This is a genomic window from Mycobacterium sp. MS1601, from assembly GCF_001984215.1.
Lineage (GTDB): Bacteria > Actinomycetota > Actinomycetes > Mycobacteriales > Mycobacteriaceae > Mycobacterium.
On record NZ_CP019420.1, the window covers coordinates 157,042 to 180,467 of the forward strand.

The following is a 23,426-nucleotide window of genomic DNA, read 5'->3' on the forward strand; positions in this document are numbered from 1 at the left end:
CCCCATTTGTTCACCTGCCACTGATCCCATAGATTGCTGGCGCACTCGTCGAACGCATCACCGGCTCGAAGGGAAATGCCCATGGGCGCAACGAAGTCGAGCACTCCGAAGTTGGAGCAGGTCCTCGTAGCGGAGAGCATCAAGGATCTGACGCACTGGTTGGAGACGGTAGAGGATCCCACCGAACGTGCCCACCAGCTCGCAGAGCTGTCCAAGTCACAGATGCGGGTGCTCGGTGACCTACTGGACGCCGACACCGGAATAGAACTCTACGAGAGCGTCGATGACCACCTGGCCGCCCAGGTGCTGCGGCAGCTGCCCGCCACCCGAGTGGCGGCCTTCCTGGACCTGCTGGACTCCGACCATGCGGGAAACGTGATGCGCGAGGTGGACGAATCCACCCGCGAAAAGTGGCTCACTGCGCTGCCCGCGCCGCGCGCCGCGGTGCTGCGCGAACTGCTGTCCTGGCCCAAGGACAGTGTTGCAGCGCACATGGTCCCCGAGGCCCTCACCGTCCGGCCGGACATGACAGCACCCGAGGCAGTGGACGCCATCCGAGGCCACGCGGCGCAGATGCGCAGCGATTCGCGCAGCGGCGCCTACATCTACGTCACCGACGACGACAACCACCTGTTGGGTGTTGTCCCGTTCCGGAATCTGGTGCTGGCTGCCCCCGATCAAACCGTCGATGACCTGATGGAGACCGACGTCATCACACTGTCGCCGCTGACCGACCAGGAGGACGCGGCGCAACTGTTGATCGACCACCGACTGGTGGCACTACCCGTCGTTGATGCCGACAACCGCCTGCTCGGTCTGCTCACCGAGGACGACGCCGCCGACATCGCCGAGGAGGAGGCCACCGAAGACGCCGAAAAGCAGGGTGGCTCAGCCCCCTTGGAGGTGCCCTACCTGCGAGCCTCGCCGTGGCACCTGTGGAAGAAACGCATCGTGTGGTTGCTGGTGCTGTTCGCCGCGGAGGCCTACACAGGCACGGTGTTACGCGCTTTCGAGGACGAGCTCGAAGCGGTGGTGGCCCTGGCGTTCTTCATCCCGCTGCTGATCGGCACCGGCGGCAACACCGGCACCCAGATCACCACCACGCTGGTGCGCGCCATGGCCACCGGGCAGGTGCGTTTTCGGGACGTCCCGGCCATCCTCGTCAAGGAACTGTCCACCGGCATGCTGATTGCGCTGGCCATGGCAGCCGCCGCGATGATCCGCGCCTGGACACTGGGCGTGGGGCCGGAAGTCACTCTGACCGTGTCGCTGTCGGTGGCGGCCATTGTGCTGTGGGCGTCGTTCGCCGCCTCGATTCTGCCGCCACTGCTGAAGAAGTGCCGCGTGGACCCTGCCGTGGTGTCAGCACCGATGATCGCCACCATCGTCGACGGCACCGGGCTACTGATCTACTTCATGATCGCGAAGTTGACGCTCTCCGAGCTGGCCGGGTTGTGAGTCGGCGGAGAACCCGTTGCTGGACAGGCCGTGACCACCAGATAACCAAGTGACACAAGAGTTTCCAGCCTGTCAGCAATAAGCGACCTGTAGGTCCTTGATGCCGTTGATCCAGCCGGAGCGCAACCGCTGCGGTTCGCCGAGAACCTCGATATCAGGCAACAGATCAGCGATCGCCTCGAACATCAACCTGATCTCGGTGCGTGCCAGGTTGGCGCCGATACAGTAGTGAATCCCGTTACCGCCGAATCCCAGGTGCGGATTCGGGCTGCGGGTGATGTCGAACTCGAACGGTCGATCGAAGACATCTTCGTCGAAGTTGGCGGAGCTGTAGAACAATCCGACCCGCTGCCCGGCGCGGACGGCGACCTCACCCACCTGAGTATCGGCCAGTGCGGTGCGCTGGAAGCAGTGCACCGGCGTCGCCCAACGCACGATCTCGTCCACCGCGGTCAGCGGTCGTTCACGCTTGAAAAGCTCCCACTGCTGCGGGTGGTGGGCGAATGCCAGCATGCCGTGGGTCATCGCATTGCGGGTGGTCTCGTTGCCTGCCACCGCGAGCAAGATCACGAAGAACGCGAACTCGACATCGCCGAGGGAGTCGCCGTCGACGTCGGCTTCGATGAGCCGGGTGACGATATCGTCGGCCGGGTTGCGCCGGCGCTCCTCGGCCATGGCGTACGCGTAGCCCATCAGCTCGGCATTGGCCACCGCGGGATCGACGTCGTTGAAGTCGGGGTCATCGGTGTTCATGATCGAGTTGGTCCAGTCGAAGAGCTTGCGCCGGTCGGCATCGGGGACACCGATCAGATCGGCGATCGCCGCCAGCGGCAGCCCCATCGCGATGTCGTCGACGAAGTTGCCCGCCTTTTTCTCTGCCGCCGCGGTGACGATGTCCCGGGCGGTGCGCTCGAGTCCCTGTTCCAGTGCGGCCACGGCACGCGGGGTGAACAGCCTGGACACCAGCTTCCGCAGCCGGGTGTGCGCGGGTGGGTCGTGATTGATCAGCAGCGCCTTGGTGAGGTCGAGTTGATCAGCGGTCACACCGTCGGGCAGGCGCATGACGGCACCCTTGACGTTGGTGGACCACACCTCGCCGTCTCGGGAGATCTGTTTGATGTCTTCGTGTTTGGTGATCACCCAGTAGCCGCCGTCATCGAAGACGGAGGCCCCCGGAGGTTGGTGGTTCCACCACACCGGCGACGTGCGGCGCAACTCGGCGAACTGGTCTACCGGCATGCCGCTCTCCAACACCGCCGGGGAGGTGAAATCGAAGTTCGCGCCGAAACGGGAGAAGTCATCGGTGACCGTCATCGCGTTCCTTTCCATAGGACCGCTCAGATTTTCTGGACAGGTGTATGAAATATTCCTAGCAGTTACTCTATGAGCGTGTCCAGCGAAGCCGTCGCAACGCGGAAACGGGACCGCCGCCCCGAGCAGACCATCCGCAAGGTGCTCGACGCCGGACTCGAAGAACTGCATCAGACATCGTTCAGTGCGCTGACCATGCGCATGGTGGCCGCCAGGGCCGGGGTGTCGCCGGCGAGCGCGTACACCTATTTCCCCTCCAAGAGCGCGCTGGTCGCCGAGATCTATCTGCGGCTGCTGCGCGACACCGCAGTGCACACCGACGTCAACAAGACCACTCGGGACCGGGTCAGCACGACGCTGCGGGAGATGGCGCTGGTGGTCGCCGACGAACCCGAGCTGACCAACGCGTGCAGCGCCGCGTTGATGGCAGACGACCCGGCGGTGACGCCCATCCGGGCACAGATCGGCACCGAGGTGATCACCCGGATCCAGGCCTCACTGGGGCCAGGCTGGCCCGAGCCGGTGGCCACCACGCTGCTGATGACATTTGCCGGCGCCCTCATGACAGCCCGGTTCCTGTCGTTCGACCAGATCGCCGATCAGTTGGACGCCGCCGTGGGCCTGATCCTGGGAGAGTCCTAGAAGACCACCGTCTGGTTGCCGTACCGGATGATCCGATCTTCGCAGTGCCAGAGCACCGCACGAGACAGCACGGCGCGTTCGACATCCGCTCCGAGGCGCACCAGATCCGACACCCCGTGCCGATGATCAACCCGCACCACGTCCTGCTCGATGATCGGCCCCTCGTCCAGGTCCTCGGTCACGTAGTGCGCCGTCGCACCCACCAGCTTGACGCCGCGCTCCCGTGCCCGGCGGTACGGCGCCGCCCCGATGAACGCGGGCAAGAACGAGTGGTGGATGTTGATCACCGGACAACCCACCTCGGCGAGGAACTCCGGCGTCAGAATCTGCATGTACCGGGCCAGCACCACCAGATCGACGTTGCCCTTGAGGATGCCCAACATCCGCGCCTCGGCATCGGCGCGGATCTCTTTGTGCGCGGGCACGTGGATGAACGGCACCCCGAACGGTCGGACCTGATCGGCGAGGTCGGCGTGGTTGGCGATGACGAACGCCACCGCCATGTCCAGTTCCCCGCGCCGGTTGCGCCACAGCAGATCCAGCAGGCAGTGATCCTCTCGGGAGGCCAGGATGGCGACCCGCTTGGGGCGTGAGGCGTCGGTGAGGGTGAAGTCGATCTCGAACGGACCGGCCACCTCCCGAGCGAAGTTCTCCCGCAGTTCGTCGCGGGCCGCGCTGAGCCCGGGAAGGTGGAAGATGGTGCGCTGCATGAAAATTCCACCCGACTGCTCGGTGGCATGCTGGTCCAGCGAAATGATGTTGGCGCCGACACCGGCCAGGAAGGAACTCACCGCGGCCACCAACCCGGAGCGGTCTGCACAGCGCAGCAGCAGACGCCCGATGTCCTCGTTCGGATAGGCATCGCGGGTGGGCGGGAATTGCTGTCGGAGTTTGGTGTCGTCGCCGGCCATGGGGAAAGCCTGCCATGGAGTCACAGTGCCAGCGCATCGGCCGTCCACTCGGCGATGTCCGGACCCAACGCCATCCCGCGTCCGCTTGGTTGCGGCGCCGGTCGGTCTGCCGGTGAGGATGTCGTCGGCGGTGTCGCCGAACCGACGCTAGCCGGGAAACGGTGCCGGAAAGGGCTGTCCGTAATCAGCCGAGCGGCTGACGGCCTCCCACGCAGTCGCTTCGTCGATCTGGCGTTGCGAATAGTCCAGTGCCATCTCCACGGCGTTGACACCAAGCAGCAGGTGCGTCGGCGGATGCTCACGCGCGGCTGCCTCCAGGATGATCCGCGCGGCCCGCTCGGGGTCGCCCGCGGCGGTGCTGGTGCCACGCACCCGCCGGTTGAATTCCCCGACCGTCTGGTCGTACTCCGCCGGGACGGCGTTCACGGTCATCGATGAACCGGCCCAATCGGTGGCAAATCCGCTGGGCTCCACCACCATCACCCGGATTCCGAACGGCGCTGTCTCGACCGCCAACACCCGGCTGAATCCGTCTACGGCGAACTTGGCCGACTGGTAGGAGCCGATGCCCGGCGAGCCGCCGACCCGTCCGCCAACCGACGAGACCTGCACCAGGGTGCCGCCACCCTGCTCGCGCAGCGGGGCGATTGCGGCGCGGGAGACGTTGTAGACGCCCCAGAAGTTGGTCTCGAACTGGGCGCGGAAGTCACCGTCGTCGGCGATCTCGATCGGTGCCACATTGGCGTAGCCCGCGTTGTTGACCACCACGTCGATGCGGCCGAAGCGTCGCACACCGGCGGCGATGGCGGCTCGGGCCGCGTCGGGATCGGTTACATCCAGCGGAATGGCCACGATGCGGTGGTCGCCCACCTCCACCAGGTCAGCAAGGTCGGAAGGGTTTCGCGCGGTGGCGACCACCTGGTCGCCCGCATCGAGGGCCGCAGTGACCAGGGCGCGGCCCAGGCCGCGGGATGAGCCGGTGATGAACCAAGTAGTCATCCCTTAAGTAAACACCGTTTCGTTATTAACGCAACATCGTTTCGCAATAGCCTGCTCGGGAACTATCATCGAGCGATGACGTCGACCGGGTTCCAGCGCGCCCGCTCCCCCGAAGCCAAACAGCAACGGGAGGACGCCATCCTGGCGGCCGCGACCCGTTTGGGCGCCGAACACGGCATCCGGCAGATCACCTTGACCGGACTGGCCGCCGCCGTGGACATGCACAAATCGGCACTGCTGCGCTACTTCGAGACCCGTGAACAGATTTTTCTGAGGTTGACCGCCACGAGCTGGCAGCAGTGGTCCGCGGACCTGCTGTCATGCACCGGCGCGATGACTGCAGATACCCCCACTTCCGATGTTGCCCAGGCCTTTTCGCAGACACTGACCTCGCGCCCGCTGTTCTGCGATCTCCTGGCACACGCCCCGATGAACCTCGAACGCAACGTTTCCCTGGACCAGGTGCGCACGTTCAAGTACGCCACGCATGCCGAGGTTGAGACGATCGTCGGCGAACTCCGCCGACTCCGGCCGCACCTGACCGACATCCAGGCCGTGGACGTGATCGCCACGGCGACCTCGATGGCCGGGGCAATGTGGCAAATGGCTACGCCCGCACCGGAAGTCGCCGAACTCTATCGCAGCGACCCGCGGCTACAGCTCGCCGTGTTCGACGTCACCGAGCGGCTCACCCGCATCCTGCGGGCGCTCATCGACGGCTATCTACACTGACCGTTGCAGCGCCGCAGTGAGATTGCGCGATGAACTCCTCGGGAAAACTGCGGCATCCCACCGGGTTCACGGCTGCCGGAGGGCGCCGCCGTACATCTTCGCGATCTCCGGGCTGTCCAGCCAACCGGAGTAGGTAGGACGGCTGGGCCAGCCGTCAGGTGAATCCAGCCATTCCTCCTGCCTGCCCCAGGGCAGCACATCGATGAGCGCAAAGCTGTGGCTCAGCTGTTCGGTGCCACGGCCGTTGGTGTGCCAGGTGCGGTAAACGGTGTCCCCGTCGCGCAGGAAGACGTTCACCGCGAAGCCGGCACCTGGTGCGGCGTCGACATCCGCGCCGAACGAACTCTGCGCCGACGAATACCACGGCATTTTGTTGCCCACTTTGTCCCGGTAGGCCAGTGCCTCGTTGATCGGACCATTGGTGACGATGACAAAACGTGCGTCGTAGCTGTCCAGGAAGTCCAGCCGCGTGAACTGGGAGGTGAACCCGGTGCAGCCGCCGCACTGCCACTCGGCGCCGTCGGTCCACATGTGGTTGTAGACGATCAACTGATGGTGGCCGCCGAAGACGTCAGCCAAGGTCACCGGGCCCTCTTCGCCGATGAGCGTGTATTCGGGTAACTGCACCATCGGGAGCCTGCGCCGCTGGGCGGCGATGGCGTCGAGTTCGCGGGTGGCGGCCTTCTCACGGCGCCGCAGGTCCTCGAGGGCACTGCGCCAGGTGTCCAGGTCGACGACGGGTGGCTTGGCTTGCATGGGTGATGGCCTCCTTGAACTGGTGGTGAATCAACCGATACCCATACCGACCGCGCCAGCACCAGAAAGTCATCGCCGTTCAACGGCCTGACTCGACTGGTTGATCCAGGCCCTGGCTCGTTTGGCGGCCCTGGCCAGCGCGCCGAGTTCGCCCAGGTAAGCCGCCACCGCACCGACGGCGGGCACCATCCCCAGGTAGCGGAACACCGCACGAGGATGGGGCCGACGCCCGAGTTCCTCGCTGATCGCACCGAACAGGCCCCACAGTTGCCACAGCGCCTTGGCCAGGCCCGCCGGGGTACGCGGCAGCGCCGGCGGCGGTTCCGGATCGGCTCCGTCTGCGACGTCGAGTTCGCGGCCACACAGCACGGCGCCGAGCATCCGGACCTGGCGATCCGGGTCCGTCACACCCAGCTCCCGGGCCACCGCACACATCACCATCGCCTGATTGGTGAACCCCAGCAGATCCTGGACCGGCAGCCTGCCGGCCAGCACGCCGAAAACCCCTGGCCATGCCACCAGCACAGTGTTGAGCGCCCCCACCCGGTGCACCCACCAGTCGATGCGGGCGTCGGCATCCATCTCGTCCCAGGACAAGGTGCCGGGGACGTCCGCGGCGTTGAGGACCCAGCTCACTGCGTCGGCGATCTTGTCCAGTGCTCCGGCACCATCCTCGTCGTCGCAGGTCCGACGCTTCAGATTCAACGGATCGGTGTCCCACAACAGGTCCAACACGGGCCCGATCACGCGAACCGCGCGGTTCAACACGGCGGTGACATCGGCGTCGGTAATCGTCACGTCGGGCGACGGCAGCAGGTTCACGCTGCCATGATGACCCGTGGGGCGGCTCCCCAAACGCCCGATCCTCCGACACTGCATATCCTGTCGTGCGATGAGCGACGTCCAGATCACCCTCTTCGGGCCGCTGACGGTCCGGGTTGCCGGTGAGATCATCGAGCTCAGAGGTCCCCAACCCCGGGCGGTGCTGGCCCGGCTCGCAGTCGCCGCCGGCGAGGTGGTGTCCACCGACCGCATCATCGACGACATCTGGACCGGCGAACCACCCCCGAAGGCCCTCGGGGCCCTGCAGGTCCACATCTCCAACCTGCGCCGTGTACTCGAGCCGGCCCGCACCCGCCGGGCACCCGCGCAGGTCTTGGTCAGTTCACCGCCGGGCTACGCGTTGCGACTCCCGTTCGACGCCGTCGATTCGTGGCGGTTCGAGGCACTGCTGCGCGATGCCGCCACGGTGAGCAACCCACGTGAACGCGCACAACTGCTTCGGACAGCGCTGAACTCCTGCACCGGAGCGGTGCTGCCGGAGTTCACCGACACCGACTGGGCCGCAACCGAGGCGACGCGGCTGGCCGGTTTACGGGCCGCCGCCGTGGAGCAGCACGCCGCCGTCAGCCTCGAACTCGGACAGGAGTCGGCGATCATCCCCGAGTTGGAGCGTCACCTCCTCGACGATCCGCTGCGTGAAGAAACAGTGCGCCTACTCGCCCTCGCCCTATACCGGGCGGGCCGCCAGAGCGACGCCCTGGCACAGCTGCGCGCAGCCAGGGAGCGCCTCGCCGACGAACTGGGCATCGATCCCGGCCCAGCGTTGCGGACGCTGGAAGCCAAGATCCTCGACCAGTCCGAGGATCTGCTCGAAGTTCTTCCTCACCACGCTGTTTCGATATCGAAAGCACCAGTGCCCGCAACTCGGCATCACGCCACCCTGGTGGGCCGCGCCGAGGAGTTGCAGCGCCTCGATGACGTAGCACAGACAGTCACCCAGCACGGGTTGCACGTGGTGTGGGTGAGCGCGGAATCGGGCGCGGGCAAGACCGCACTGGCCGACGTGGTGGCCGACCGCCTGGCAGCCCGCGAATGGACGGTGGCACGGGGTCGCTGCCCGGAGGTGGACGGCGCTCCCCCGGCGTGGGCGTGGGCCGAAGTGGCTCAGGCGCTGGGGGATCCGGCACCTGCGTCGGGTTCGGCGTTCGAGCTGGCCGCCGCAGTCACCGCCGCCGTCCGCGCTGTGCACAGTCCACTACTGGTGATCCTGGACGATCTGCATCGCGCCGACGGCGCCACTCTGCAGCTGTTACGCAGCCTGGCACACGATCTCGCGGACCTGCCGGTGTTGATGCTGGCGGCCTACCGGCCCTCGGAAGCAGGACCCGACCTGGCCGCCACCTGGGCGGCACTGGCAGCGGTGACCGCACATCGACTCGAACTCGGGGGCCTGAGCCGCGACGGCATCACCACCTTGGTCCGTGACCACGCTCCCGGCTTCCACCGCGACAACCAGGTGATCGACCGGCTGATCGAACGCACCGGCGGTAACCCGTTGTTCGTCACCGAGTTCGCCCGGCTGCTCGCCGCCGAGGGCCGGTCCGGGGCCACCGCCGCGGTGCCGGCGGGCGTCCGGGATGTGCTGCGTCGTCGGCTGTCCCGGCTGCCGGGATCGGCTCGGACGGTGCTCCAGCAGGCTGCCGTACTGGGTCGCGAACTCGAGGTGGACCTCCTGCTGATCATCGCCCGCCGAGACGAGGAAGAGGTGCTCGACGGCCTGGAAGCGGCCGTGCTGGCCGGGCTGCTCGATGAACCCGCCCCCGGCCGGGTGCGCTTCACCCACGCTCTGGTGCGCGACACCCTCTACGAAGACACCCCCGCGCTGCGCCGAGCCCGTTGGCACGCCGCCGCATTGGCCGAGCTGCGCCGCGGGTCGTCACCGGACATCGCGGCTTTGGCCCACCACGGGCTGGCCGCGGCCACACCCGCCACCGCGGCCGATGCCGCGCAGCTGGCCTACGCCGCAGCACAACAGGCGATGGCACTGAACTCCCCCACCGAGGCCGCCACGCTGGCCGAGTCTGCGTTGCGGATGGCGGAGTTGTCCGGCGACGGCGTGGCGGTGAGCGACCAGGTGCGGATGCTCATCCTGCTCACCGCCGCGGCCGCGCAAGGCGGTGCAGCCAAGAAGGCCCGTCCCGCCCGGGCACGCGCCGTGCGACTGGCCGCTGACAACCAAGCGCTGCTCCTTGCTGCCCTGACCTCGTACCGGGCTCCGATCTCGTGGACGGTCAACGGTTTTGAAGGTGATGACACCGATATCGAGGTGCCGCTGCGGCGCGTTCTGCAGGATTGTTCCGATACCGATCCGGTGACCCGAGTGTGGCTGTATGTGGCCCTGATCTTCGAGACGGAAAACGACGCCGCCGCATACGGAATGGCAGAGGTGGCGCAGTGGTCGGAGCAGGCGCTGGCACTGGCGCGCGGGTGCGACGATCCGTTGGCGCTGTGCGCGGCACTGAATGCTCGTGCCTATCTGGCGCTGGGCCCGGATCTGGCGACCGAGCGGGAACCGCTTGCCGCCGAACTGCTTTCCGTTGCGCAACACCACGAACTGCTGGGGTACGAGGCCTTGGCGCACTGGTTCCTGTTCTTGTGCGCCAGCGCCCGCACCGATCTGCCGGAGGCCATTCGCCAGGCCGACCTGGCCGTCGAACGCTCCACCACCGGCCAGCTCGCCGCGCTGGTGCAGGTGGTCGAGGTCTATCACGCGGTGCTTTGTGTCCTGGCGGGCCGCCTTGACGAGGCTGAGCACGAATATCACCGGATCGCCAAACAGATGGCCGACACCGGGATGTCCAACGCCGGTGAGGTCGCGGTCGTGTTCGAACTCGTCCTGGCCTTCGCCCGTGGCGACCTGTCAGGTCTGGCGGACGTGATGACCGCCGTGCATCAGGTGTATCCCGACGCGATGAACGAGGCGCTGGTGTTGTGCCTTCTCGACGCTGGCCGCACCGAGGAAGCCCGGACCTGGTGGGCGAAGCGGACTCCGGTGCGCCGCAACTACTACTGGCTGGCGCGGATGGCCCTGTTGGCGCGGGCCGCGGCGCGGATGGGTGACGTCGAGGCATGCGGCCAGGCGTATGCCGAGTTGGCTCCGTGGGCGGGTCGGATCGCTGGAGTCGATTCCGGTTCCGTGGCCTTCGGAACCGTCGACGAAGCGCTGGCGGTACTGGCCGAGGCGCTGGGCCGGGCGGCCGATGCGGCGCGGCATCGTGCCGACGCCGCCACCCTGCGCGCGCAGGTGGCCGCCGACCTTGCTGTCAGCACCAGATGGCCTTCTCCAGCCGGCGGTACCGGGGACCGACCAAGGCCAGCATGATGTTGATCATCGGCCCGGCGTCTTTCTTCAGGGTGGCCATCTCGTCGGGAGTCACGGCGGCGGCGATGCGGGGAAGCTCGAACGACATCCGGGCGTGCTTGCGAATCCGCGCCTCGACGTCACGCCAGTCGTCCACCGACAGGTAGCGCCGGATCACCGGGAACGTATCGCGTTCTTCCTCGGCGATGTGCTCGGTCAGCAGGTTGCGCATCTCGACCAGGCGGGCCGCCACCACCGCGGCGGTCCGCCGGGTGGGCTCGGCCTCGAACAGCCCCACGGCGACGCGCAGGCCGTCGAGCTTGGGTCCCAGCGCTTCGTGGTCCTCGGTCAGCGGCGCCAGATCGATGTGCGACCCCGCGCGGGCTTCGATGACAGGCCACAGGATGTCGTCCTCGGCGTGGTGGTGATGGTGGATGGATTCGCCCATCAACTCCAGGTATTTCGCCAGTGCCCGCACCCGGCGTCCGGTGATCGGCGCTCCGCCATCGGCGATCGCCATGGTGATGCCGGTGGTGCGGTCCAGGTCGCGCAGCATCACGCGGTGTGCGATCCGCATGCCGAGAACGTCGGGGGCGGCGGTGGTGAATTCGGTGGTCATCATGGGCTCCTGATCGACAGCGGGGTGCGACTCACCCCATTTCGCGACCCACTGTCGATCAGCCCACTTGCCGCCGACTTGTCGGCGACTTGGTCAGCGACTTGTCAGCGCCGTCGCCGCCTGCGAACGCGGCACCAGACGCACCAGCTGGGTGACGTGTTCAGGGCCCAACTCTTCCAGCGAGCACACCCCCAGCAGGCGCATGGTCCGCGCGATCTGGCCGCTGACGATCTCGATCATCTTGTCCACGCCCGCCTCGCCGCCAGCCATCAGGCCGTACAGGTAGGCGCGGCCCAGCAGGGTGAACCGGGCACCGAGGGCCACCGCAGCCACCACGTCGGCGCCCGACATGATGCCGGTGTCGACGATGATCTCGTATTCCGAACCCACCTCCTTGGCCACCTCGGGCAGCAGGTGGAACGGGATGGGGGCGCGATCCAGTTGGCGGCCACCGTGGTTGGACAGCACAATGCCGTCGACACCCACTTCGGCGACCTTCTTGGCGTCGTCGAGGCTCTGGATGCCCTTGACCACGACCTTGCCCGGCCACTGGTCGCGGATCCAGCGCAGGTCGTTGAAGTCGACCGTGGGGTCGAACATGGAGTCCAGCAGTTCACCGACGGTGCCCGACCAACGATCCAGCGACGCGAAGGACAGCGGTTCGGTGGTCAGGAAGTCGAACCACCACCACGGCCGCGGAATGGCGTTGACCACGGTGCTCATGGTCAGCTGCGGCGGCAGTGAAAAACCGTTGCGCTTGTCGCGCAGCCGGGCGCCGGCGACGGGTACGTCGACGGTGACCAGCAGGGTGTCGAATCCGGATTTGGCGGCGCGATCCACCAACGCCATGGACCGCTCGCGGTCCTTCCACATGTACAGCTGGAACCAATTGCGGCCATTCGGGTTTGCCGCCTTGACGTCCTCGATGGCCGTGGTGCCCATGGTGGACAACGAAAACGGGATGCCGGCACGAGCCGCAGCATGCGCGCCCGCGATCTCGCCTTCGGTGTGCATCATCCGAGTGAAGCCGGTGGGGGCGATGCCGAACGGCTGGGACACGGGGGCGCCCAGGACCTCCCAGCCGGTGGAGACGTCGGCGACGTTGCGCAGGATCGACGGCGTGAACTCGATGTCCTCGAACGCCTGCCGAGCCCGGGCCAGCGAGATCTCGGCCTCGGCGGCACCCTCGGTGTAGTCGAAGGCTGCCCGCGGGGTCCTACGCTTGGCGATCTTGCGCAGGTCGTAGACGGTCTGCGCCTTGTTCAGCCGGTTCTGCTTGAAGTCCAGGCTGGGCTTCTTGAACTGCAGCAGCGGGGCCAGGTCGTGAACCTTGGGAAGCTGGCGCTTGATCATCACTTCATCCTTGCTGGGGCGGGGCCGGAAAGCACGCCATTACGATGTGGTCGGACCACACACTATCGTGTGGCCCGACCACACTCAAGGCCGCGGTTTCCACAATCACGAAGACGGACATACCCCAAGCGCACTCGACCCCACCTCCCAACCAACCGTCACCCTCGGATTGCGGAGTCCGCTGAAGAACAGCACGAAGGCGACGCCGACCCAGTGGCGTGAGCGATCAGCCGTTCCTGCCGACCACGTACAACGCTTGTCCAGGGATTCGCAGAATCCGGATCCGCTGTGGTTCACCGAATCCGGCATCTCGAAGCCAGCCGGACAACCGCTGCGGCGGATGCACCTGCGCCCCGGAGCTGAGGTAGACGAACAGGCCGAGGACGTTGGCCTGCGCCGACGAGCGTCGGCCCGGTTCGGCGAACGCGTCCATGACGGCGAACACCCCGCCGGGAGCCAGGGCATCGCGAACGCGTCTGAACAAATCCACCGTTTGCTCAGATGTCAAGTGGTGCAACAGGTTGAAGCACAGCACGGCGTCGTAACCACTGCCCAGATCGGCCGTCGTCGCGTCCCCGTCGCAGTGCACCACCCGGTCACTCAACCCAGCGTCAGCGATGATCTCGCGACCGATTGCGGCACTGCCCGGCAGGTCTAGCACCGTCGCGGTCAGGCGCGGATAACGGCGACACAGCTGTGCCGAGTACCAGCCGTGGCCGCCACCGATGTCCAGTAGCCTCCGCGAATCTGCGGGAAGCCTGAACTTTTTGGCCACTTCGTCAGCACTCAGACGAGCCAGTTCCACCTGGCCGCCGAGATACCGCCGCCAGTACGGATCGTCGGGCGGCGCGTCATGATGCCCCGTGGGCCGACCGTGGCGAGTCACCTCGTCGAGTTGTGCCCACCACTGCCAGTAGTCGGCGGTGCCGGCCACGTACTGCGCAACGGACAACCGGGATTCCGGGTCCAGCCAACGGCGCGACGCACGGGTCAGCCGGTAGCGGCCACGCCGGACAGTGACGTGACGACCTGAACGCAGACAGTCGAGCAGCAAACGGGTGGGCACCGGGTGCAGGTGCAGGTCGGCCGCCAGTTCGGCAACCGTCGACGGTTGCTGCGCCAGTCGAGCGGTGATGCCGGTTTGCACCGCGGTCACCATCACCGCCGACAATGCCATACCACCCCACGCTTCCGCGGCGGCAGTGGGAACGATGCCGGCCCGCAAAGCAAGCCATTCAGCGGGATTGGCACCGCGCAGGACCAGCCTCACCGAACAAGTCCGTTCACCATCGATTTTTACTACCATGTCAGCATTCGGTCTCGCGTTGACTTGCTGTTTCTCCCACCGCGCGCAGACATGAGGGGAGGCCGACGATGACGGTTCACGCCCGAACACCGTCCCGCACCCTCACACGTGTCCGAGCCTTGATCATCGCCGGCCACGCCGGACCCTCGCTGGCGATCACCGCACTGGCCACGCTCTTGGCGCCGTCCGGCCCGGACCTTGTCCTGGCGGCGGTGGCGATGCTGGCTGGTCAACTGTCGATCGGCTGGTCCAACGACGCCGCGGATGCCGGTCGAGACGCAGCAGTGGGCCGCACCGACAAGCCGGTCGCTGCCGGCACCGTCAGCGTGCGGACAGCCTGGATCGCGGCATTCGCAGCACTGGCGGTCGCCCTGGTGTCGGCGCTTGCCATCAGCCCCCTCACTGCATCACTGCTCGCGGTGATTGTCGGCGCGGGCTGGATCTACAACCTCCGGCTGAAATCGACTCCGGCGTCCGCTCTGATGTATCTACTGGGGTTTGGTCCCATCCCCGCCTATGCGGCCAGCACGCTGCCGGGCCAGCCGATGCCGGCCTGGTACGCCACCGCAGCAGCGGCTCTGGTGGGTCTGGGTGGGCATTTTGCCAACGTGCTGCCCGACCTCGCCGCCGACCGGGCCACCGGTGTCAACGGGCTGCCCCAAATGGTGGGTGCCCGCTGGGGAGCTCGATCGGTGCGGGTTCTGGCGTTGGTGTTCCTGCTGTCGGCGTCGGTGCTGCTGGTGCCGGCCTCCGGTTTCCACCGGATCGCTGTTGTCGGACTGGGCGTGGCCGCCCTGCTGGCCCTGGTCGGCGCCCTGGGCAAGGGCCGGGTACCGTTCGCTGCCGCGTTCGGGATCGCGGCTGTCGACGTCGTGCTGTTGGTGGTGGTCGGCTATGCGCAGACCTGAGCACAGTCGGATCCTCGGCGTCCGGTCCGCCTTTCCCCGGAATCGTTATCCGCAAGCGGAGTTGACGGCAAAAGTAGCCGAACTCAGCGGGGTTGGTCCGGACGAGCGTGCGCTGCTGGAACGTCTGCACGGCAACGCCGGCGTCCAGTACCGCAACATCGTGTTGCCCATCGCCGAGTACGACCAGCTGCGCGGCATCGAGCTGACCAATAGCCGCTACGTCGAGGAAGCCGCCGATCTCGGGGAGCAGGCGCTGCGCAGCGCGCTGGAGTCAGCGCAGGTGCCTGCCGCCGACCTGGACCTGCTGATCGTCACCTCGGTGACCGGTGTGACCGTCCCGTCCCTCGACGCGCGGCTGATCACCCGGCTTGGACTGCGGCCAGATATCAAGCGAGTACCCATCTTCGGGCTCGGTTGCGTCGCCGGCGCGGCCGCCCTGTCCCGGCTGCACGACTATCTGCTGGCCTGGCCCGACCACCACGCCGCAGTGCTGGCTGTCGAACTCTGTTCGCTGAGTTGGCCGATGGGCAATGTCACGACCGCGGATCTGGTGAGCAGCGGACTCTTCGGTGACGGCGCGGCGGCGCTGGTGGCCACGGGAGGACAGCAGGGCCTGCGGGTGGTCGCCACCCGCAGCGAGGTGTACCCCGACAGCATCGACACCCTGGGTTGGCGACTGGGCGGCGACGGTTTCCGCATCGTACTGCGATCCGACCTGGCCGATGCGGTGGAGCAACGGCTGGCGGGCAGCGTCACCGGATTCCTCGCCGAACACGACCTCACCGTCGACGACATCACTTCCTGGGTGTGTCACCCCGGCGGCCCCAAAGTCATTGATGCCGTGCAGAACAGCCTCAAGTTGCCCGACAGTGCCGTGGCGTCGAGCCGTCGTTCACTCGCCGACGTCGGCAACCTGTCCTCGGCGTCGGTGCTGCACATCCTCGAGCAGATCGTTGCCGCTGCACCGCCGCCGGGATCGACCGGCCTGATGATCGGGCTGGGACCGGGAGTCAGCGTCGAACTGGTGTTGCTGCAGTGGTGATCTACTTCGTGATGCTCGGCCTCATCATGGTCGAGCGGGTGGCTGAGCTGGTGGTCTCCCAGCGCCACGCCACTGAGCTGTTGCGCCGCGGGGGTGTCGAGTTCGGACAGCGGCACTTCCCCGTGATGGTCGCGTTGCACGTCGGATTCGTGGTCAGCTGCTGGGTCGAGCCCCTGGTACTGCATCGCGAATTCATCCCGGCGCTGGGCTACCCGATGATCGCTCTGGTGGTGGCAGCAAATGTGTTGCGCTGGTGGTGCATCAGCACACTGGGCGTCCGGTGGACGGCACGGGTGATCGTGTTGCCACAGGTACCGCTGGTGAACATCGGCCCCTACCGGTGGTTCTCGCACCCGAACTATGTGGCAGTGGTGATCGAAGGAGCTGCGTTGCCACTGGCCGGGTCCGCATGGATCACCGCAACTGTCTTCACCGTGCTGAACGCCGCGCTGCTGACGGTGCGGTTGCGGTGTGAGACGCAGGCCTTGACCACGGCGGCGTGACGGTCGGATCCGACTGACCTCGCCGTCGTGCAACCGCCAGCCCTACGGCGCGAGACGAATCACCGGACAGCGTGCAACAAGCGATGTCACCATCGTTGTGTGGGTGCCGACGGGGATGGCGGTGAAATCACCGCGACGGAACTGATCTGCGCATCGTGTGGTGCGTCTTGCCGCCCTGCGGGCAACTTCTGCAGCCAGTGCGGCGCCCGGCTCACGCCGCCACCTAGGCCCGCTGAATACAAGCAGGTGACGGTGCTCTTCGCCGACGTGGTGAGATCGATGGATCTTGCGGCGGAACTCGATATCGAGCGCTTGCGCGAGGTCATGACGGACCTGCTGGAACGCGCGGTTGCAGTGGCGCACCGCTACGGCGGCGACACTGTCGAATACACCGGCGATGGACTCATGGTGCTGTTCGGCGCTCCGATTGCCTTGGAGGATCACGCTTTCCGCGCCTGCCTTGCCGCACTGTCCATGCAGGACGAAGCACATCGACAGGCCGCCGAGATCTTGGACCGTGACGGCGTGACGCTTCAGCTACGCATCGGTATGAATTCAGGGCGGGTGATCGCCGGTGAGTTAGGCGCGGGCACACCTCGCTATGCCGCCACCGGCGAGACGGTCGGGTTTGCTCAGCGAATGGAATCGGTGGCACCTCCCGGCGGAGTCATGCTGTCGGAGAACACCGCGCGACTGGTCGAGCACACTGCGCAGTTGGCAGAGCCGCAATGGCTGCACATCAAAGGCCGCGAACGCCCGGTTCGCGGGCGGCGCCTGGTCTCGATCGGCCCGCGCGTTGCGGCGAGTCGAGGTACCGAGGCGACTCTGGTGGGACGGCGGGGCGAACTCGCGGCCATCAGTTCGGCACTGGAGCGCACCACCGCAGAATGCGGTGGCGCGCTCACCGTGGTGGGACCACCGGGCATCGGCAAGAGCCGCTTGGCGAGGGAAGCGGCTACCTCGGCGGCCGGACGCGGAGTCGAGGTTTTCTGGGCGTTCTGCGAATCGCACACCGGTGATGCCCCCTTCCATGTCATCTCCAGGCTGCTGCGGGCCGCTCACGGAATTGCCGACCTCGACGGCCCCACCGCCCGCGTCTCAGTGCGTCAACAGGTTCCGGCCGCCGACCCCGACGATCTGCTCCTACTCGACGACCTCCTGGGTATCGCCGAGCCGAACATCAGTGTGCCGCAGATGGACCCGGAGGTCCGGCGGCGCAGGCTGACCGCGATGATCAGCACCTGGGCGATGGCCCGACGCCGGCCGACGCTGTTCGTCGTCGAGGACGTGCACTGGATCGACCCGGTCAGTGAATCCATGCTGGCCGACCTCCTCACCGTGCTCCCGCGCACCTCGACGATGGTGCTGATGACGTCGCGGCCCACGCACGAGGGTGTACTTCTGCGGGGCGACAAGGCTCAGATGATGGCGCTCGACCCACTGATGGATGCCGAGGTCGTCACCCTTCTGGACGAGTGGCTCGGATCAGATCCCTCGGTTCACCGGTTGGCAGCAGCCATCACCGAGCGGGCGGCGGGCAACCCGTTCTTCGTCGAGGAGATGGTGCTCGAGATGGTCCAGCGTGGAGTACTGGACGGCGAACGCGGCGGCTACACCACCCGAACGGATGCCACGAACCTGAGCGTGCCCGCCACGGTCGCAGCGGCCATCGGCGCGCGCATCGACCTGTTGGGCAGCGCGGCCAGGCTGACGTTGAATGCGGCGTCGGTGATAGGCGAGCGCTTCGGTGCGGAGCTGTTGTCGGCCTTGGGTTTTGATGCCGCCTTCGACGAGCCGCTGAATGCCGAGCTGATCGAGCTGGTGCGCCCCGGTCCGAGTGCCGAGTACGCATTCCGACATCCGCTGATCCGCGCGGTGACCTATGAGTCGCAGCTGAAATCCGAACGGGCACAGTGGCATCGACGGGTCGCCACGGCGATTCAAGAACGTGCTCCAGACTTGGCGCAGGAGAACGCCACACTGATCGCCGGGCACCTGGAATCCGCGGGCGAGGCCCACACCGCATACGGCTGGTACATGAGTGCGGCCGCCTGGTGCAACACCCGCGATGTCGGTGCCGCCCGGATCAGCTGGGACAAGGCGCGCCGCATCGCCGACGAACTGCCGGTCGAGGATCCCGGCCGACTGCCGATGCGCATCGCTGCGCGCACCATGCTGTGCGCCACCGGCGGATGGGGAAACGCGGGCGCGACAAGCCACGACAACCTGGGACGCTTCGAGGAACTGCGGGTGTTGTGCAGCGCGGCGGGAGACAAGATCTCGCTTGCCATCGGGATGTCCGGCGTGATCACCGAGCTGATGTACACGGGTCGTTCACGGCAAGGCTCGCCCCTGGCGTCCGAACAGATGACGCTGTTGGAATCGCTCGACGATCACACGCCGATGGTGGGCCTTGCCTTCGTCGCGTTCTGCAACTGGTCTGACTCCGGCGAGTTGAGCGAGACTCTGCGGTGGACGCAGGCCGTGATCGACGCCGCCCACGGAGACGCGGCCATGGGATCGGCCTTCGGGTTGACGTCACCGCTGGCCACTGCGCTGGCATTCCGCAGTACCGCTCGGTGGTGGCTGGGTCGCCCTGGGTGGCGTGATGACCTCGACGAGGCCATCGAGTTGGCAGGGCGCAGCGATCCAGGTGTCCTCGCCATCGTCATCGGCTGGACTTACGGGTTGGCGATTCTGTACGGGGTGGTCAGGGTCGATGAGCCCGCTCTGGACACCATCGAAACCGCACTGTCGATCGTCGCGCAGGCCGGCAACGACATCGCCGTTGGTCTCGTCACCTTCACGATGGCCAGCGCATTGCTCAATCGGGACAGCGCCGCCGAGCGTCGCCGTGGCCTCGATCTGATGCTGCGGTTCCGCGACCTCAGCCTGAAGGCAGGAGTGCCGGCCATGGCGCCGGTCGCCGACACGTGGATCGCGCGGGAGAAGGCACACCACGGCGACCGCGAAGCCGCCGTCGCCGACATGAACCGGGCCGTTGAAGAACTGCACCACAGAGAACGGCTCGGGTTCGGGATCTGGGCTACCCGCGTGCTGGTAGAGACGCTGTTGGACAGCGGCGCCGAGGATGACCTCACCAAGGCGCAGCAGGTGATCGATCGATTGGCCGATCTGCGGGCAGACGATGCTTCGGCGGTGCGTGACATCACGCTGCTGCAGCTGCGCACGCTGCTGGCGCGGGCCCGGCGCGACGACGCGTATCCAAAACTGCTCGGCCGGTATGTCGCGTTGTCGACCTCGCTCGGTTTCGACGGGCATACCGCTTGGGCCGAGGCGATGGGCTACGGCAATTCAACTGACACATGTTCTGATAGCTAGAGCTATGCTGGCAATCATGGGGGAACCTATGGCATACCTGCTCCAAGAGTGGTTGAACAACACTGGCAACTGTCAATGCGGTTGGTCTGGCAAGCGTCGCTGGCTTCGCGGTAGTGCTGTGCTGGATGTTCTTCAGCACTGCATGGACACCGGACACACCCCTGTCGGGTTGCCGACCACGCAAACACTGAACGCCTTCTGACGAGGCCGGCCGGCAACCTCACCGGTTCCCTCGGGCACACGTCCGAGGGCCCTGTAGCGGGGAGTGGCCACACACCAAAAACCCGCCCCGACCGAAGTCGAAGCGGGTTTCAAGGGTGGAGCTAAGGGGATTCGAACCCCTGACCCCCACACTGCCAGTGTGGTGCGCTACCAACTGCGCCATAGCCCCTTGTGTGGTGCGGTACGAAACTACACCACCGGATGAACACCAACCAAAATTGCTGGTCAGGGTATCTCTCCGCACCCTTCTGGCCCCAAGGGACGGGCCGGGGTGTGCACCGGTTCGGGCTTGGGCCGAGTCTCGGGCGCCAACAGCCAGCCGACGGCCGCCAGCAGCAGGATGACCCCGCTGATCATGAACGCCCATCCGAACGACAGGTACTGCGCGATCAACCCGACCAACAGCGAGCCGCCGATGGAACCCACATCGGCCATCATCTGGAAGGTGGCCACCGCCGTGCCTCCGCGCGCCTTGCTGCCGATGATGTCGGCCACCGCAGCCTGCTGTGGCGAGCTGAAGATGCCCGTCGCAAAACCCGCCACGTAGGCCGACACCAGAAACAGCACCAGGTTGTCACTGAGGCCCACCACAGCCGTCGAGAAGCCGGCGACGGTGAGCCCGAGGATCAGCAGCCAGCGTCGTCCCCACCGGTCGGAAATGCGGCCGCTGGGCACCACCGCACACACGTTTCCGATCGCGAACGTCGCCAGCGCCAGCCCGGCAAACCCGGCGCCACGGTGCAGCACCTCGGTGACGAACAACGGCACCAGCGCCACCCGCAGCCCCCAGGCGGTCCAGCCCGTCGCGAAGTTGGACAGCAGCGCCGCCCGGTAGGCGCCGTTGCGCAGCACCTGACGCACCGTCACCGTCTCGGTGATCTCGGTCTCCGGCGCCGCCAGCGACGAGTTGCGCAGGCTGATGAACACCACTGCGGCGGCCACCAGCAGCGCGCCGCCGTAGATCAGGAACGGTGCCGAAAGGCCAAGCCCGGCAGTCAGACTGCCCAGCACCGGTCCACCCACTGATCCGATCAGGAAAGCCGAAGAGAACATGCCCGCCACCCGGCCGCGGGCGTCGTCCGGGCTGATCCGGATCATCAGCCCCAGCGCCGAGATGAAGAACATCGTCGAACCGATACCGCCCAGCGACCGGAACAGCAAGAGCTGCCAGTAGGTTTCGGCGAAGGCGCAGGCACCGGTAGACAGCGCGACGATCAGCAAGCCGCTGACGTAGATGCGCCGCTCCCCCAGCCGCTGGATCAACGAGCCCGCGGCTGGGGCGAACGCCAGTCGCATCAACGCAAACGCGGTGATGACGAACGTTGCGGCGCTGATGCTGACGCCGAAATGCCGGGCGTACTCCGGCAGTACCGGCGCCACCACGCCGTAACCCAGCGCGATGACCGCGTTGGAGAAGATCAGGACCCAGACCTCACCGGGCAGCTTGGGCTTGGTGGCAACCGAACACTCGCCGTCGGAGACAGCACTCACGAGATGACGGCGTTGACGACCTCGCGGGCGGCTTCCTGCACCTGCGCCAGATGCTCGGGCCCCTTGAAGGACTCGGCGTAGATCTTGTAGACGTCCTCGGTGCCGGATGGTCTGGCGGCGAACCAGGCATTCTCCGTGGTGACCTTCAGCCCGCCGATGGCAGCACCGTTGCCGGGAGCGGACGTGAGCTTCGCGGTGATGGGTTCACCAGCCAGTTCGGTCGCCGACACCTGCTCGGGAGACAGCTTGCCCAGCTTGGCTTTCTGCTCCCGGTCGGCCGGAGCGTCGATACGGGCGTAGGTGGGCGCGCCGTACTTGTCGGCGAGTTCGGCGTAGCGCTGCGACGGGGTGGAACCGGTGACGGCCAGGATCTCCGAGGCCAGCAGCGCCAGGATGATGCCGTCCTTGTCGGTGGTCCACACCGAGCCGTCGGTGCGCAGAAACGATGCCCCGGCAGACTCTTCACCACCGAATCCGATTGTGCCGCCGATGAGTCCGTCGACGAACCACTTGAAGCCGACGGGCACCTCGACGAGTTTGCGCCCGATCCCGGCGACCACCCGGTCGATGATGGAACTGCTGACCGCGGTTTTGCCGACGGCCACCTCACCGGGCCAGTTGGGCCGGTGGGTGTAGAGGTAGTCGATGGCCACGGCCAGGTAGTGGTTGGGGTTCATCAGGCCGCCGTCAGGGGTGACGATGCCGTGGCGGTCGGAGTCGGCGTCGTTGCCGGTGGCGATCTGGTAGTCACCGATCTTGCCGATCAGCGACGCCATGGCGTTCGGCGAGCTGCAGTCCATCCGGATCTTGCCGTCGGTGTCCAGCGTCATGAACCGCCACGTCGCATCCACCAGTGGATTCACCACCGTCAGCTCCAGCTTGTGCCGCTCGGCGATGGCGGCCCAGTAGTCGACGGAGGCGCCGCCCAGCGGATCGGCTCCGATACGTATTCCCTCGGCGCGGATGGCGTGGATGTCGACGACGTTGGGCAGATCGGAGACATAGGCATCGAGGTAGTCATGACGCCGATGCATCGTCAGCGCGCGATCCAGCGGAACGCGCTTCACGTCCTTGAGTCCGCCGCGCAGGATCTCATTGGCGCGCTTGGCAATCCAGCCGGTGGCGTCGGTGTCGGCGGGGCCGCCGTTGGGTGGGTTGTACTTGAACCCACCGTCGCGGGGCGGGTTGTGCGACGGGGTGACGACGATGCCGTCGCACAGATCGGAGGTCCGGCCCCGGTTATAGGCGAGGATGGCGTGCGAGACGGCCGGGGTGGGTGTGTAGCGGTCGGCGGAGTCGATCATGGCGACCACATCACCCCCGGCCAGCACCTCGAGGGCCGAGACCCAGGCAGGTTCGGAGAGCCCATGGGTGTCGCGGCCGATGAACAGCGGGCCGGTGGTGCCCTGGCCGGCGCGGTACTCGACGATGGCCTGCGTCGTCGCCAGGATGTGGGCCTCGTTGAACGCACCGTCCAGTGCCGAGCCGCGGTGTCCTGAGGTGCCGAACACCACCTGCTGGGCGATGTCCTCGGGGTCCGGCTGGATCGAGTAGTAGGCGGTGAGCAGGTGCGGAACATCGATCAGGTCTTCTGGTTGCGCGGGTTGACCGGCGCGAGGGTTGGCTGCCACGCCCTCAATTCTGCCCACCCCGTCCAGTGGACGCGCAATAGGTGAACTTCGCCGCT

At 66.6% G+C, this 23,426-nt stretch carries 18 protein-coding genes and 1 tRNA gene; 8 read left to right on the top strand and 11 right to left on the bottom strand.

Annotated elements, in window-relative coordinates; all coding sequences use genetic code 11:
- Positions 1–75 precede the first annotated feature (75 nt).
- Positions 76–1,458: a magnesium transporter gene (gene mgtE / locus BVC93_RS00780; RefSeq protein ID WP_083735497.1), complete on the top strand. Its 1,383-nt coding sequence runs from the start codon at positions 76–78 to the stop codon at positions 1,456–1,458.
- A 72-nt stretch (positions 1,459–1,530) separates the two neighbouring features.
- On the opposite strand, the gene BVC93_RS00785 is transcribed toward mgtE, so the two are convergent.
- Entirely contained in the window at positions 1,531–2,772 is a 1,242-nt protein-coding gene (locus BVC93_RS00785; protein ID WP_083735498.1) for a cytochrome P450, read from the bottom strand.
- Between the two features lie 75 nt (positions 2,773–2,847).
- On the opposite strand from BVC93_RS00785, the gene BVC93_RS00790 reads away from it, so the two are divergent.
- On the top strand, positions 2,848–3,411 hold the full coding sequence (locus BVC93_RS00790) for a TetR/AcrR family transcriptional regulator (RefSeq protein ID WP_442929004.1): 564 nt from the start codon (positions 2,848–2,850) through the stop codon (positions 3,409–3,411).
- Here BVC93_RS00790 and purU read toward each other — a convergent pair.
- Positions 3,408–4,322: a formyltetrahydrofolate deformylase gene (gene purU, locus BVC93_RS00795; RefSeq protein ID WP_083735500.1), complete on the bottom strand. Its 915-nt coding sequence runs from the start codon at positions 4,320–4,322 to the stop codon at positions 3,408–3,410. The two genes, BVC93_RS00790 and purU, sit on opposite strands and share 4 nt — an antisense overlap.
- 147 nt (positions 4,323–4,469) lie before the next feature.
- Positions 4,470–5,321, bottom strand: coding sequence for an SDR family NAD(P)-dependent oxidoreductase (locus BVC93_RS00800; RefSeq protein ID WP_083735501.1), 852 nt, complete (start codon positions 5,319–5,321; stop codon positions 4,470–4,472).
- A 75-nt stretch (positions 5,322–5,396) separates the two neighbouring features.
- On the opposite strand from BVC93_RS00800, the gene BVC93_RS00805 reads away from it, so the two are divergent.
- Positions 5,397–6,053, top strand: a complete 657-nt coding sequence (locus BVC93_RS00805; RefSeq protein WP_083735502.1) for a TetR/AcrR family transcriptional regulator — start codon at positions 5,397–5,399, stop codon at positions 6,051–6,053.
- Positions 6,054–6,119: 66 nt separating this feature from the next.
- Here the strand turns inward: BVC93_RS00805 and BVC93_RS00810 are convergent, their stop codons facing one another.
- Together BVC93_RS00810 and BVC93_RS00815 are read right to left on the bottom strand one after the other, a co-directional pair.
- Complete coding sequence (locus tag BVC93_RS00810; protein WP_083735503.1) at positions 6,120–6,809, bottom strand: DUF899 domain-containing protein; 690 nt, start codon at positions 6,807–6,809, stop codon at positions 6,120–6,122.
- Positions 6,810–6,878: 69 nt separating this feature from the next.
- Complete coding sequence (locus tag BVC93_RS00815; RefSeq protein WP_083735504.1) at positions 6,879–7,631, bottom strand: hypothetical protein; 753 nt, start codon at positions 7,629–7,631, stop codon at positions 6,879–6,881.
- Positions 7,632–7,701: 70 nt separating this feature from the next.
- Between BVC93_RS00815 and BVC93_RS00820 the strand changes: the two genes are divergently transcribed.
- The gene (locus BVC93_RS00820; RefSeq protein ID WP_083735505.1) at positions 7,702–10,974 is read left to right on the top strand and encodes a BTAD domain-containing putative transcriptional regulator; all 3,273 of its coding nucleotides are present in this window, start codon (positions 7,702–7,704) and stop codon (positions 10,972–10,974) included.
- On the opposite strand, the gene BVC93_RS00825 is transcribed toward BVC93_RS00820, so the two are convergent.
- From BVC93_RS00825 to BVC93_RS00835, 3 genes are all read right to left on the bottom strand, one after another.
- Complete coding sequence (locus BVC93_RS00825) at positions 10,916–11,572, bottom strand: hemerythrin domain-containing protein (RefSeq protein WP_192860149.1); 657 nt, start codon at positions 11,570–11,572, stop codon at positions 10,916–10,918. The two genes, BVC93_RS00820 and BVC93_RS00825, sit on opposite strands and share 59 nt — an antisense overlap.
- Before the next feature lie 93 nt (positions 11,573–11,665).
- Positions 11,666–12,925 (bottom strand): alpha-hydroxy acid oxidase, encoded by a 1,260-nt coding sequence (locus BVC93_RS00830; RefSeq protein WP_083735507.1) that lies wholly within the window; start codon positions 12,923–12,925, stop codon positions 11,666–11,668.
- Between the two features lie 226 nt (positions 12,926–13,151).
- Complete coding sequence (locus tag BVC93_RS00835) at positions 13,152–14,195, bottom strand: class I SAM-dependent methyltransferase (RefSeq protein WP_157516716.1); 1,044 nt, start codon at positions 14,193–14,195, stop codon at positions 13,152–13,154.
- A 104-nt stretch (positions 14,196–14,299) separates the two neighbouring features.
- On the opposite strand from BVC93_RS00835, the gene BVC93_RS00840 reads away from it, so the two are divergent.
- The 4 genes from BVC93_RS00840 to BVC93_RS00855 all read left to right on the top strand — a co-directional run bounded on the left by BVC93_RS00840 (position 14,300) and on the right by BVC93_RS00855 (position 20,026).
- Complete coding sequence (locus BVC93_RS00840; protein WP_083735509.1) at positions 14,300–15,139, top strand: UbiA family prenyltransferase; 840 nt, start codon at positions 14,300–14,302, stop codon at positions 15,137–15,139.
- A complete protein-coding gene (locus BVC93_RS00845; RefSeq protein WP_083735510.1) occupies positions 15,126–16,181 on the top strand; it encodes a type III polyketide synthase in 1,056 nt (351 codons plus the stop codon). Before BVC93_RS00840 ends, BVC93_RS00845 begins: the two co-directional genes overlap by 14 nt.
- 11 nt (positions 16,182–16,192) lie before the next feature.
- On the top strand, positions 16,193–16,684 hold the full coding sequence (locus BVC93_RS00850) for an isoprenylcysteine carboxylmethyltransferase family protein (RefSeq protein WP_157517152.1): 492 nt from the start codon (positions 16,193–16,195) through the stop codon (positions 16,682–16,684).
- A gap of 279 nt (positions 16,685–16,963) precedes the next feature.
- The gene (locus BVC93_RS00855; RefSeq protein WP_236950195.1) at positions 16,964–20,026 is read left to right on the top strand and encodes an ATP-binding protein; all 3,063 of its coding nucleotides are present in this window, start codon (positions 16,964–16,966) and stop codon (positions 20,024–20,026) included.
- 318 nt (positions 20,027–20,344) lie between these two features.
- Here BVC93_RS00855 and BVC93_RS00865 read toward each other — a convergent pair.
- The 3 genes from BVC93_RS00865 to pgm all read right to left on the bottom strand — a co-directional run bounded on the left by BVC93_RS00865 (position 20,345) and on the right by pgm (position 23,370).
- Positions 20,345–20,417, bottom strand: a tRNA-Ala gene (locus BVC93_RS00865).
- Positions 20,418–20,473: 56 nt separating this feature from the next.
- A complete protein-coding gene (locus BVC93_RS00870; RefSeq protein ID WP_083735512.1) occupies positions 20,474–21,739 on the bottom strand; it encodes an MFS transporter in 1,266 nt (421 codons plus the stop codon).
- Positions 21,736–23,370: a phosphoglucomutase (alpha-D-glucose-1,6-bisphosphate-dependent) gene (gene pgm, locus BVC93_RS00875; protein ID WP_083735513.1), complete on the bottom strand. Its 1,635-nt coding sequence runs from the start codon at positions 23,368–23,370 to the stop codon at positions 21,736–21,738. The genes BVC93_RS00870 and pgm overlap by 4 nt, the downstream gene beginning before the upstream one ends.
- Positions 23,371–23,426 lie beyond the last annotated feature (56 nt).